Genomic DNA, 13,084 nt, shown 5'->3' with positions numbered 1-13,084 from the left:
ATAATGAAAAATATATTTAAAATAGAAAAAATAGCAATCCTATTTTTGATTATGGTTGTTTCACTATCATCTTGTACAAAAGATTTAGATATTACACCACAAGATGATCAAGATTTGTTAGGAGAAGATTTTTTTACAAAAGAAACTGCTTATAAAGAATTATTAGCAGGTGTTTATGCTAATTTATCTTTAACAGGTGTAGATGGAGAAGGTTCTTCAAATATAGAGGGACTGGATGCAGGAACAAGTCAATTTGGTAGAGTATTATTATACTTACAAACATTATCTGCAGATCAAATGATTTGGTCTTATGAAAACGATCCTGGAACTCGTGAAATACAACGTAATATTTGGAATGCAGATGATCCTATCATTTATGGAATGTTTGGTAGAACGCATGTAACAATTGCGTTTGCAAACAATTTTTTAAGAGAAACTACTGAGGAAAAATTAGCGGCAAGAAATGTATCTGAGGCAACCAAAACTGAAATTGTAAAGTTTAGAGCAGAAGCTCGTTTGTTAAGAGCAATGTCTTACTACTACATGATGGATTTATTTGGTCAAGCAAATTTCACTACAGAAAATGATGCTATAAATGCACAACCTTTAGCTTATAACAGACAACAATTATTTGACTTTGTAGAGGCTGAATTAACTGCAATTGAAGCAGATTTATCAGAACCAATGAATGTTGAACATGGTAGAGCAAGCAAAGGTGTTGCTTGGATGATTTTAGCAAAAATGTACTTAAATGCAGAAGTTTATATTGGGCAACCAAAATATACTGAAGCTTTAGATAATTGTAAAAAAATTATTGCAGGTGGTTATATTTTAGCAGACAATTATCTTCATAATTTTATGGCAGATAATAATACAAATTCAGCTGTAAACGAGATTATTTTTCCAATAATTTCTGATGGACAAATTACTAAGAATTATGGACCAACAACAATAATGATTAATGGTTCTGTTGGTAGTACTGAAGATAATGGTGTAGCTTTAGGAGTTGGCGCTGATGGTTGGGGAGGCGCTTTGCGTTTAAGAAAGCAATTTGTACAATTATTTGATGCTAGTATTTATAATAATGATACAAGAAATACCATTATTTCTGAAGGTAGAGATATAGAAATAACAGACATTTCTAATCAAGATCAAGGTTATCTTTTAGAAAAATACTCAAATGCAACTTCTACAGGTGGTTTTGGAGTAGATCAAACTTTGGTTGATACTGATTTCCCATTATTTAGATTAGCAGATGTTTACTTAATGTATGCAGAAGCACATTTAAGAGGTGGTACTGGAGCAAATCCTGCAGATTTAACTTCTTACATAAATGCTTTAAGAACTAGAGCAAATAACCCACAAAATAATTTAACAATTTCTGACATCGACTTAGATTTTATTATTGATGAAAGAGCTAGAGAATTACATTGGGAAGCACATAGAAGACAAGATTTAATTCGTTTTGGAAGATTTACAGGTGGTTCTTACAACTGGGCTTGGAAAGGAAATGGAACTAATGGTATTGCATTACCAGCTCATTTAAATCTATATCCAATTCCTGCTGCTAGTTTAGCTTCTAACCCAAGTTTAACTCAAAATGTTGGTTACTAATCTTAAAAATAAATTACAAATGATGAAAAATATAAAACGATTTTCAGCAGTTGCATTCATAGGTGTATTTTTATTAATACTGAATTCTTGTGATGATAATTCTGAATTATTTACAATATCAGATCCAACTGCACCAACTTTGGTAGAACTTAGTTTTACTGATCTAGAGTTAGATGCAGTAAACACGAATAACCCAGCAATTACTTTAAACTGGGGAGAAGCAAATTATGAACAACAAGCTTCTATAAATTATGCTATTCAGTTTTCTAAAGATGAGACTTTTACAGCTCCTATTGTTGCAGCAACTACAACTGGTAGAACTACAATAACATTATCGGTAAGTGAGGTTAATGCTGCTGCAGGTAATGCAGGTTTAAACCCTTTTGAATGGGCTAAATTATATGCTAGAGTAGTTTCTTCTTTGGGAACTCAAAATAGTGTAACCTCAGCTTCTAATACTATTGAGTTTAATGTGTACCCTTATTTCAATTATACTTTAGATGATTACTTTTTAGTAGGAAATGGAGTTGCTCCAGGTTGGGATAATGCTAGTGCAAATCAAAATCCGCCTTTGTTTAGAGATGAATCTGATAGTAATATATTTTATTATACTGGGTTAATTAAAAATGACGACCCAACAAATGCAGATAAAAGTGGAGGTAGATTTAAAGTTTTAGAATCTACAGGTAACTGGCAACCTCAATGGGGTGATTCTAGAGATGAAGGTAGTGATGCATACAGTGAAAGTGGAGATATTGCTGGAAATCCAGGAACCCAATCTGGAGATCCAGGTAGATTTGGTGTTGCTACTACAGGTTTTTATACATTCACTATAGATTTTGCAGCAAAAAAATACACCTTAGTTCCTTTTGATGCAACAGGTATAACCAGTCCTAGTTCTTTAACAATTCAAGGATCTAGTACTGCAGATGTTGCAATGAATCAATTAAGTTTTGATGGACATTTATGGTATGCTAAAAGTGTAAGATTAATTCCTGGAGATGTTAAGTTTACTACAGGTGCTGGCGCAAGTTGGGGAAGTTCTTCTTCTTTTTCTGGTGTAGCAACAGCTGGTGGAGACGCAATTCCTGTAATTGTAGAAGATGATTACGATGTTTGGTTTAATGATTTAACAAACCGTTATATTTTAATTCCAATAAACTTATAATATCAACTTAATTTTAAAATATAAAAAATGAAAAATTATATAAAAAAATTAAGCTATTTATTCTTATCCTTAACCTTATTATTAGGTGCTTGTGATGTAGAAGAAAGCTTAACAATTACAAGTCCAGAACCTGAATTTGTTTTAAACACGCCAGGTATTAGCAATATCTTTTTAAACTTTGCTTTACCAAACAACCCAGCATTTACAGTAAATTGGGTTGATGAAATTAATGCACCTGCAACGTATACTGTAGAAATGTCTACAGATGCAGAATTCACAAATCCTATTTCTTTAGGTAGTACAGATAAGAATAATTTTTCAATGTCTGTTTCAGAATTTAATAATGTTTTAGACAATGCTGGTGTGCAATCTTTTTCTGCAACTGCTGTATATATGAGAATAAGTACAGGTTCAGCTGTTTCTAACGTAGTTTTATTTCAAGTATCTAAATTTGCAGTTCAAATTCCAAGCATTACAAGTCCTAATTCAGGAGATGCTTTTACACTTTCTGATGTAGATCCAGATGCTGTTGCAATGACAGTTACTTGGGATGATCCAGAAATTACTTCAACATCAACTGTAAATGTAACGTATCAATTAGAGGTTACAGAAACTGGTTCAGATTTTACAAACGCTACTTCTTTAGGAGAAACTCAAGAAAACACTTTAGAAATTAAGCATGGTGAATTAAATAGCTATATTTTAGATAATGGTGGTGTTGCTGGTACTGCAATCAATTTCGATTTTAGAATTAGAGCAATTGCTGCAACAGCTGCTGGAGATTTGTTCAGATCTTCAGAAAGTATAAACTTATCTGTAACTCCTTACAGTGTTGACTTACCTCCTGCTCTTTATGTTGTAGGTGCTGGTGCTGTAGATGCTGGTTGGGGCTGGGATTCTCCAATTGAATTATTATTACAAGGAAAAACATATTCAGGAAACATAAACTTATCACCAGAAAATGGAGGTAATTTTAGATTATTCATTGACAAAGCATTAGAATGGGCTTCACCTAGCTATAATTTCCCATATTATGTAGATAGAGGTTATACGATTGATAGCAATTTTGAAGATGCTATGGATGGTGATAATAACTTTTTATTTACAGGAACAGCTGGAGAATATTTTATCGAAATAAACACAGTTGCTAAAACGATTACATTAGGCCCTGCAGTTTATGGTCCAAATTGTAATTACGATCAACTTTGGGTAGTTGGTGCTGGTGCAAATGGTTGGAACTGGGATAATCCTGTTCAGATTGCTTGTACAGGAACTGGAGTTTACGAAGGGAATATCGACTTAAAAAATGATGCTTTTAGATTCTTTACAGATACAGCAACTCAATGGGGTTCTACAAACTTCAATTACCTATATTATGAAGATGCAGGGTATACAATAGATGCGAATCTTGAAAATGCAGATGATGGTGACAAAAACTTTAAGTTTGTTGGTACACCAGGTGTTTATTTTTTACAAATAGATGACATCAATAAAACAATTACTTTAGGACCAGAGCAATCACAATGTACTTTAGATCAGCTATGGTTAGTTGGTGCAGGTGTTCCTGATGCTGGTTGGGGATGGGATTCTCCTGTTGCTTTACCTTGTACAGGTGCAGGAATTTATTCTGGTGAAGTTACTTTTGCAAATGATGCATTTAGATTCTTTTTAGATAAATCTTTAGAATGGGGTTCTCCAAGTTATAACTATCCATATTTTGAAAATGAAGGTTATACTATAGATGCTAATTTTGAAAATGCTGATGATGGTGATAAAAACTTAAAGTTTACAGGTACTCCAGGTACATATACACTTACAGTAAACACATCAAACAAAACAATTTCTATAAACTAAATATTAATTTAAAGGCTATAAGTAAAAACTTATAGCCTTTTTTTTTTGAAAAAATATATTTTATGAAAAAAACACTACTTTTTTTAAACCTTTTTCTACTTTCTTTTATAGTAAATGCTCAAGTAACATTAAGTGTAAACGCTATAGAAGTAGATAAACCTGTTACAATTACTGTAGACATTAATTCTACCAGTACTTGTAATGGAATAAGCAATCCTGCAAAAGTTTATATGCATGCAGGTATTGGAGACAAAAACGATGCTTTCGGCTATAATGTTGTAGGTAATTGGGGTAAAGATGATGGTTTTGGAGAAATGACTTCTAATAATGATGGGACTTATAGCATCACTATAACTCCACAAGATTATTTTGACATCACTCCAGCCCAAATAGAAACTGCTGCACAAATTGGAATGGTATTCAGAAATGAAGATGGTTCTCAAGAACTCAAATTAAGTGAAGGTGGTTCTTGCAAAGATTTTATTTATCCAGTAGGTGTTGTTCAAGTAAATTTATCAAACCCAAAAACAGATTTAGTGGTTGTAAATTCTGGAGATAATTTGAGTGTTTCAGCTGAAATTAAATTTCAAGGTTCTACTACAGTTCAAGGTAGCATCGAAATTTTTTATAATGATGTATCTGTAGCAACAGCAAACTGTGGTTTTCCTGCTTGTAATGCTACAATTACTAATATCACAGAAAGTGGCGAAGTAAGAGTTGTAGGAACTCCACCAAACTCTACTGAAACTGGCGAAGTTAAATTTAACGTAACTGTTGTACCAACTGTTGTAAACGAAACTTTACCAGCAGGAATGGTTGATGGTATCAATTATCTAGCAGATGCAACAAAAGCTATTTTAGTTTTAAATGCACCTGGAAAAGATTTTGTTCAAGTAGCTGGTAGTTTTAACAACTACACTCCTACTGATGCTTATACCATGAAAAAAGATGCAACTTCTGGAAAATTTTGGTTAGAAATTTCTGGATTAACATCTCAAAAAATTGAAACCTATCAATATTGGGTTTTTGATCAATCTCCAGCAACCAACTCACCAAGTTTGGTAAAAACTGCAGATCCTTTTTCTACGTTGGTATTATCTCCTTTTGATGATCCTTGGATTCCAACAGCTTCCTATCCAAATATCCCTGAATATCCTTCAGGACAAGAAAGAGAAGTTACTGTTTTACAAACAGGACAAACACCTTATAATTGGACAGTTACCAATTTCGAAAAACCCAAAAAAGAAGATTTAATAGTTTACGAAGTTTTAGTTAGGGATTTTGATGCCAATAGAAATTATCAAGATTTAATTGATAAAATCGATTATTTCAAAAACTTAAACATCAATGCTATTCATTTAATGCCAGTAATGGAGTTTGAAGGAAATGAAAGTTGGGGTTACAATACCTCTTTTCATATGGCTTTAGATAAATTTTACGGTTCAGAAGCTAAATTGAAAGAATTTATAGACAAATGTCATCAAAATGGAATTGCTGTGATTTTAGATGTTGTTTTAAATCATGCTTTTGGTAGAAACCCACTAGTTAGAATGTGGATGAACGATCATGAAAATGATGGTTGGGGAGGTCCAAGTGCAGAAAACCCATATTTTAATGAAACTCCAAGGCATGCTTATAATGTTGGTGACGATTTTAACCATCAAAGTGCATTAACGCAAGAATATACTAAAAGAGTTATCAAACATTGGGTTGAAGATTTTAAAATTGATGGTTTTAGATGGGATTTAACAAAAGGATTCACTCAAAACTGTTCTGCTTCAGATGATGGTTGTACAAACAATTATCAACAAGATAGAGTTGATGTTTTAAAATCTTATGCAGATTATTCTTGGTCTTTAGATGCAAATCACTATGTAATTTTTGAACATTTAGGTTCTGATAATGAAGAACAACAATGGGCAAACCATAGAGAAAATGAAGGTAAAGGAATTATGCTTTGGGGAAAAATGACTGAAGAATATAGTGAACTTGCAATGGCACAAACTGGTAATAAAAACATTAACAGAATGGGTCATAAAAGTAGAGGGTTTACAAAACCAAGGTTAATGGGGTATGCAGAAAGTCATGATGAAGAACGAGTAATGTACAAAACAGTAACCTTTGGTAACAGTGCTATTAGTGCTCATGATGTAAAAGATTTAAATACTGCATTATCTAGAATGTCTGCAATTGGAGCAGTAACCTTAACAATTCCTGGTCCAAAAATGATTTGGCATTTTGGAGATCTAGGAATGGAAAATTCAATTTTTACTTGTGATGATGGAAGTTATGAAAATGATGGTTGTAAACTAGCGACTAAACCTCAACCTCAATGGACAAACAACTGGTTAACAACTGCAATCAGAAAAAGTATTTATGATGACTGGGCAAGAATTAATGCATTAAAAATAAATGAAGATGTTTTTGAAGGAGATTATACCATAACCTCTGGTTCTTTAACACCAAGAATTGATATTTTTAATACGTCAATTCCAGAATCTGAACTAAGAAATGTAATTGTTTTAGCAAATTTTGATGTTGTTGCACAAACTGTAAACACGAACTTTCCTATTGCAGGTGCTTGGATAGATTTAATGGATGCTTCAAATAGCACAACCTATTCTGCAAGTACTATAACTCTACAACCTGGTCAATTTAAGATATTCGGAAATAAAGCAGCAACATTATCTAATGATGATATTACTTTAGAAAACAATATTTTACAACTGTATCCAAACCCAACATCTACAGCTTTTTATTTATCAAAAGAAGCGTTAGATGTAAAAGTCTATGATATCACAGGAAAACAAGTAAAACAGTTTACTAAAAGCGTTATTAAAAATAATACGTTTTCGGTAACTGATTTAAATACGGGAATTTATTTTGTTAGAATTAAAGAAAATGACAACAAAATAAGTACCAAAAAATTAATTATCAACTAACCTAAATTTTAAATTATGAAAAAAAATTATTTTTTAATGATGCTAATGGTTTTTGCATCACTTGGGGCTTTTGCTCAATTAGGAACTGATGTTTACACATTAGGTCTAGATAATGCAAATAATTACGGGGGAACATGGAATGCTACCAATGAAGGATCTGGATTTAGTGATTGGACTTTTGATACAGGAACTCCGAATGGTGGTTTTGCAGGCAGATTTACAGGATCTTTTTCAACAGAATTAGATGTAAGTGGTAATTCGTTTGGACTTTTTGCAAATAGTGGAAATGCTGCCTCATCTGGAGCAGCTACTACTTTTCCAAAAACATTTCAAGAAGGAGATTCATTTCAAATTGCTGTAGGTGTTAATTTTAGAGATGGTAATAAAGGTTTCGATCTTCGAGATTCATCAAATGGAACTATTATAAATTTTAATGTGAGTAATGATGAATATAATTTAACTGGTACTTCAGGACTATTTAGTAATATTTATGATTCAAATACTGTAATTACATTTACTTTTACTCAAAATGCAACGAATGTTAGTTGGACAGCAGCAAGAACTGGTGGAAGAACAGAGAGTGAATCAGGAACAATAGCTGCAATTACTCCTAGTACAATAACTAATATAAGACTTTACAATGTTAGTGCTGGTACTAATGGTGATGGTGGTTCTGGTCAGAGAAACTTATTTTTTAACTCTTTAGAATTTAAAAGTTTATACTCTATTAATAATACCTCTTCTGTAACAGTTAGTACAACTGCAACTGTTCCTTACTTAAGTATTGAAACAGGTAGCTCTGTAACAGTAAATAGTGGAATAGGTTTAACAGTTTCTGGTGATTTAAATGTTAGTGGTTCTTTAAATGTAAGTTCAGGTTCTTCTTTAATCGTAAATGGAACTTCAACTGGAAATATCACTTACAACAGAACTTTAGCTACAGACAATTGGTATTTAATTTCGTCTCCAGTAGTTGGACAAGATATAGATACTTTTGCTGCTGCAGAAGGTTTAGCTGTTGGAAGTACTCCAATTACCAATAGAGGTTTAGGAGATTATAACAACAGCACTCCAGGATGGGAATATTACCAAGTTGGAGCAACAGGAACTGGTAATTTTATTTCTGGTGATGCTAGAGCTATAAAATTGGCGACTGCAGGAGATATTGCTTTTACAGGAACTATGCCTGATACAAATGCTTCTATAGCTATTAATTCAAATACAAATGGGTTCAATTTAATTGGAAATCCATATACATCTTATTTAGCTTTAAACATTAATGCTAGTGCTCCAGATGATTTATTAGAGCAAAATAGTAGTAGTTTAACAGAAACTACGGCTTGGTTATTTAACCAAGCAACAGGTTCTTATGATGAAGTTAATTCAGCTACTCCTGCTTTTTATTTAGCTCCTGGGCAAGGTTTCTTTGTTAGTTCTAATGGAAATAACACATTTTTATTTGGTAATGCTCAAAAATCTCACCAAAATGCGGATTCTTTTCAAAAAACAGCGACTATAAGACCAGAAATAAATTTAGTCGTTAATAACGGAACTGATACTCGTGATACAGATATTTTTTATATTGATGGAACTACAACTGGTTTCGATAATGGTTATGATAGTTCTATTTTTGGAGGAAATTTTTCAGAAAACAAATTAACTGTTTACACACACGAAGTTACAAACGGAAATGGTAAGAAATTAGGAATCCAATCTTTACCAAATTCAGATTTAGAAACAATGGTAATTCCTGTGGGTATTATTGCAGAAGCAAATAAAGAAATCACTTTTTCTGCAAATGTTGCAAACTTACCTGCTGGTTTAAAAGTATTTTTAGAAGATAGAAATACAAACACATTCACACGTTTAGATGAATTAAATTCTAACTATAAAGTTACTTTAACAGAAGCTACAAATGGAATTGGAAGATTTTATTTACATACAAAATCGTCTGCTTTAAGCACTGAAACTGTTGCTTTAGAAAATGTAAGTATTTATAATGCTGATAAATCTACTTTAAGAATTGTTGGGTTGTCTCAAGGGAAATCTACTATTAAAATGTTTAATGTCTTAGGAAAACAAGTATTGAATGCTACTTTTAATTCTAATGGTGTTTCTGAAATTAATGTACCTCAACTTTCTACTGGAGTTTATATTGTTCAGTTAGAAAATGAAGCTGGTTCATTAAACAAGAAAATAGTTTTAGAATAAATTCTCATCCTTTAAATTTAGACATATCATGAACAACAATATAAAAAGTACACAAAATAAAAAAGAAGAAATTACGCGTAAAGACGCGATTAAAAAAATAGGAAATTATGGTAAATATGCTGCATTAACTGCATTAGGAACCTATATGATTTTAAACCCACAGAAAGCACAAGCTGCATCTGCTCCTTCTGATCCAGGAACTGGTTTTTAATTAGAATAATCATAAAATTTTAAAAGAGCTACATAAAGTAGCTCTTTTTTTTTGGGTTAAAGTTGATGGAATTTACTCCGCTTTTATTTTTGTGTAGTTTTGTAGATATCCAATTTTTTCTCCACACAGTTTTGTCATTTCGTAAAAATCCCACATAATGCTTTTTAGAATATGAACTCTTACCCAATTTTGTAGTTCAGTAGAAATTCCTCAGCATAGTTTTCAATGCGTGAGATGTTTACAGCATAACAAAGTGTATAAATAAAATAGACATTATAGTAATTTTTTGAGTTTTGAAACTGTTATATCAACCTCTTCTTTAGTCGTAAATTTCGAAAATGAAAAACGCACAGAAGTTTTATCAGCATCACTTTCATTTAAAATTTCTGCTAAAACATGAGAACCTTTATTGCTTCCACTTTGGCAAGCAGAACCTCCAGACACTGCAATTCCTGCCATATCTAAACTAAACAATAGCATAGCATTCATTACAGGAAAACGTACGTTTAAAATAGTAAAACTACTTTTATCTAAATTGGATGAAAGTCCATTAAATTGAATTTTTTCTGATAGATTTTTTAATTCAGAAATAAAGTACAACTTTAAACTTTCTATATAATTTCTATCTTTTTCTAAATGATTCATGGCAATTGAAAGCGCCTTTTCCATGCCTAAAATGCTATGTACATTTTCTGTGCTAGACCTTGCTCCTCTTTCTTGATCTCCTCCATGCAACATTGGTAAAATTCCAAATCCTTTTTTAAAATAAGCAAACCCAACACCTTTTGGTCCATGAAATTTATGTGCACTTGCCACCATAAAATCGATGGGAGTTTCTTTTAAATCTATTTTATAATGACCAATAACCTGTACAGTATCTGAATGAAATAAAGCATCGTATTTTTTACAAATTGCACTTATTTCATCAACATTTAAAATATTACCAATTTCGTTATTGATGTGCATTAAACTTACCAAAGTTTTGGTATTTGAGGTTGATAATAACTCCTCTAAATGAACTAAATCAATACTTCCAAATTCATCAACATTTACAAAATCTAACGTTATATGTTGTGATTTTTCTAAAAATTCACACGTATGTAGAACAGCATGATGTTCTATTTTAGAAGTAATAATTCTTTGAACTCCTAAATTTAAAACTGCGTTATTAAGGATTAAATTATCTGCTTCTGTACCACCTGCAGTAAATACAATTTCGGTTGCAGAAACGTTAAAATGTTTGGCTATATTTTTTCTGGCAGTTTCTACAGCAGCTTTTGCTTTTCTACCAAATTGATGTGTAGAAGAAGGATTTCCGAAGTTTTCTTGCATAGTAGAAACCATCAAACTTAAAACCTCTTCGTCTATTTTTGTGGTTGCAGCATTGTCTAAATAAATAGCTTTCATTGTGCAAAAATACGTTTTATTGATAGAACTTTTTGTAACGAATTTAAAGGATTCTAATAAGTAATTTTGCCTTTTATTTGTGTTGTAAATCCAACTTCAACCTTCCTACTTCACACTTCACACTTCAACCTTACTCATCAGAATTCTGAAAAACATACACTTCTGTAGCACCCAAACCATATTTTTTATAGGAAGCATCATAGTATCTTACAGGATATTTATTTAACAAACTATTCAATTCAGATTTTAAAACACCCTCTCCTACTCCATGAATAAAGACAATTTTTGAAATTCGTCTGCTAATTACAAACTCTATTTTTCTTTTTGCAGTTTCTAATTGCAGGTTTAACATATCGTAATTATCTAAACCTCTGGTAGATTTTACTAATTGATTTATATGCAAATCAACTTCTAAGACTACTTCATTTTTAGTTTTTGTAAAAAAACTTTTCTTTGTTTTTTGTGATGCTTTTTTTTCTTGTAAAAACGGATTGTTAATATCAGAATATTTAGATAGTTGATGTTGGTCTTTGCCAATCTTCACCAATTCTGATGCGTCGAATTTAAAAATCATACCATCTTCAGTTTCAACAGAAATTTCCTTGCCATTTACAGCTGTTACAATTCCTTTTAAAACATCATCTAAAACTGCTACTTTATTTCCAATTTCTAAACGCATTCTTAACTTTCTCTTAAATAAAATAAACTCTTTATTGTCTTATTTTTGTGGTAAAAATAATTAATGATTTCGAGGACTTCTAATGTTTCTGCAAAAAATTTCTTTTTAAATTCCTCTAAAAAAATTGTTCTTTTAGAGGATAGAAAAGTAGTATTGTTAAAAATTGCAAAGGCTATTGCTTTTGAATATTCTAAAAAAGAAGTTGTAAACCTTAATTTTATCTGCACACATAATTCAAGAAGGAGCCAATTAGGGCAAATCTGGAGCTTTTTTGCTGCCCATTATTTTAATTTAAATATCAATGCTTTTTCTGGAGGAACTGAGGTAACTGCATTTCATAGAAATACTGTTATAACCTTACAGAAAGTAGGTTTCGATTTTCAGTTGGAGAATTTTTCTCATCAAAATCCTACCTATCTAATTTCTTTTGAAGCCACAAAAAATAGTGTGTTAGGGTTTTCTAAATTATATGACAATCCTATAAATATTGAACCTTTTATGGCAATTACAACGTGTAGTAATGCTGATAAAAATTGCCCAATTATTTCAAGTGCAAGCCATCGTTTTCATATGCCTTTTGCAGATCCAAAAGCTTCTGATGGAACTGAAAAACAAGAAGAAACCTATTTAAAAACGAATCAACAAATAGCTGCAGAAATCTATTTTATTTTTGATACTGTAAAGAAATTACTTTCTTAATTATTTTTATCCGAAGAAAATAGAGGTTTTTTTGAAACATTTTAATTGCAAATCTTTGTCTATAATTATATTTCGCTTCTATGAAGCTTTAAAATTATGATTATTTCTTTATTATTAATATTTCGCTTCTTTGAAGCTTTAAAATAACTAGGTTATTATTAATAGTACCTTTTTAGGAGAATAATACTTTAGTCTTAAGTCATTATTTCACGAATAAGATTGTTCAAAAATAGACAAAGAATAATTTCATAAATAAAAACGAAGACTTTTAAATTAGTGAAATTTTCAAATGATTCTTG

General features: G+C 31.4%; 9 protein-coding genes. 7 read left to right on the top strand and 2 right to left on the bottom strand.

Translation table 11 applies throughout. From position 1 onward, the window contains the following. Window positions 1–3 precede the first annotated feature (3 nt). The 6 genes from LPB03_RS00345 (at window position 4) to LPB03_RS00320 (ending at window position 10,000) form a co-directional block, all read left to right on the top strand. Window positions 4–1,614, top strand: a complete 1,611-nt coding sequence (locus LPB03_RS00345; RefSeq protein WP_083187017.1) for a RagB/SusD family nutrient uptake outer membrane protein — start codon at window positions 4–6, stop codon at window positions 1,612–1,614. Window positions 1,615–1,633: 19 nt separating this feature from the next. Beyond that, complete coding sequence (locus LPB03_RS00340) at window positions 1,634–2,782, top strand: SusE domain-containing protein (RefSeq protein WP_231953121.1); 1,149 nt, start codon at window positions 1,634–1,636, stop codon at window positions 2,780–2,782. Between the two features lie 27 nt (window positions 2,783–2,809). Beyond that, window positions 2,810–4,636 (top strand): SusE domain-containing protein, encoded by a 1,827-nt coding sequence (locus tag LPB03_RS00335; protein ID WP_065318469.1) that lies wholly within the window; start codon window positions 2,810–2,812, stop codon window positions 4,634–4,636. Between the two features lie 62 nt (window positions 4,637–4,698). Next, window positions 4,699–7,578 carry an alpha-amylase family glycosyl hydrolase gene (locus LPB03_RS00330; RefSeq protein ID WP_065318470.1) on the top strand — a complete coding sequence of 960 codons (2,880 nt, stop codon included), beginning with the start codon at window positions 4,699–4,701 and terminating at the stop codon, window positions 7,576–7,578. Between the two features lie 15 nt (window positions 7,579–7,593). Next, window positions 7,594–9,789, top strand: coding sequence for a T9SS type A sorting domain-containing protein (locus LPB03_RS00325; RefSeq protein ID WP_065318471.1), 2,196 nt, complete (start codon window positions 7,594–7,596; stop codon window positions 9,787–9,789). Between the two features lie 28 nt (window positions 9,790–9,817). Then, window positions 9,818–10,000 carry a hypothetical protein gene (locus tag LPB03_RS00320; RefSeq protein ID WP_065318472.1) on the top strand — a complete coding sequence of 61 codons (183 nt, stop codon included), beginning with the start codon at window positions 9,818–9,820 and terminating at the stop codon, window positions 9,998–10,000. 273 nt (window positions 10,001–10,273) lie between these two features. Here LPB03_RS00320 and LPB03_RS00315 read toward each other — a convergent pair whose 3' ends face one another. Continuing rightward, window positions 10,274–11,407 (bottom strand): cysteine desulfurase family protein, encoded by a 1,134-nt coding sequence (locus tag LPB03_RS00315; RefSeq protein WP_065318473.1) that lies wholly within the window; start codon window positions 11,405–11,407, stop codon window positions 10,274–10,276. Window positions 11,408–11,537: 130 nt separating this feature from the next. Further along, window positions 11,538–12,086 carry a DUF8465 domain-containing protein gene (locus LPB03_RS00310; RefSeq protein WP_065318474.1) on the bottom strand — a complete coding sequence of 183 codons (549 nt, stop codon included), beginning with the start codon at window positions 12,084–12,086 and terminating at the stop codon, window positions 11,538–11,540. Between the two features lie 63 nt (window positions 12,087–12,149). Here LPB03_RS00310 and LPB03_RS00305 point away from each other — a divergent pair, with 63 nt between their 5' ends. Further along, on the top strand, window positions 12,150–12,785 hold the full coding sequence (locus tag LPB03_RS00305; protein ID WP_231953120.1) for a low molecular weight phosphatase family protein: 636 nt from the start codon (window positions 12,150–12,152) through the stop codon (window positions 12,783–12,785). The last annotated feature ends 299 nt before the right edge of the window (window positions 12,786–13,084 follow it).

The organism is Polaribacter vadi (genome assembly GCF_001761365.1).
Classification (GTDB): Bacteria; Bacteroidota; Bacteroidia; order Flavobacteriales; family Flavobacteriaceae; genus Polaribacter; species Polaribacter vadi.
Note: the sequence above shows the minus strand (reverse complement) of the source record. Positions and strands in the feature narration are given on the sequence as shown.

What these genes read in the sequence shown, in the direction of transcription:
- LPB03_RS00325 (WP_065318471.1), top strand. Translation starts at nt 7,594, where the DNA reads ATGAAAAAAAATTATTTTTTAATGATGCTAATGGTTTTTGCATCACTT.
- LPB03_RS00320 (WP_065318472.1), top strand. Translation starts at nt 9,818, where the DNA reads ATGAACAACAATATAAAAAGTACACAAAATAAAAAAGAAGAAATTACG.
- LPB03_RS00330 (WP_065318470.1), top strand. Translation starts at nt 4,699, where the DNA reads ATGAAAAAAACACTACTTTTTTTAAACCTTTTTCTACTTTCTTTTATA.
- LPB03_RS00335 (WP_065318469.1), top strand. Translation starts at nt 2,810, where the DNA reads ATGAAAAATTATATAAAAAAATTAAGCTATTTATTCTTATCCTTAACC.
- LPB03_RS00345 (WP_083187017.1), top strand. Translation starts at nt 4, where the DNA reads ATGAAAAATATATTTAAAATAGAAAAAATAGCAATCCTATTTTTGATT.
- LPB03_RS00315 (WP_065318473.1), bottom strand. Translation starts at nt 11,407, where the DNA reads ATGAAAGCTATTTATTTAGACAATGCTGCAACCACAAAAATAGACGAA.
- LPB03_RS00310 (WP_065318474.1), bottom strand. Translation starts at nt 12,086, where the DNA reads ATGCGTTTAGAAATTGGAAATAAAGTAGCAGTTTTAGATGATGTTTTA.
- LPB03_RS00340 (WP_231953121.1), top strand. Translation starts at nt 1,634, where the DNA reads ATGATGAAAAATATAAAACGATTTTCAGCAGTTGCATTCATAGGTGTA.
- LPB03_RS00305 (WP_231953120.1), top strand. Translation starts at nt 12,150, where the DNA reads ATGATTTCGAGGACTTCTAATGTTTCTGCAAAAAATTTCTTTTTAAAT.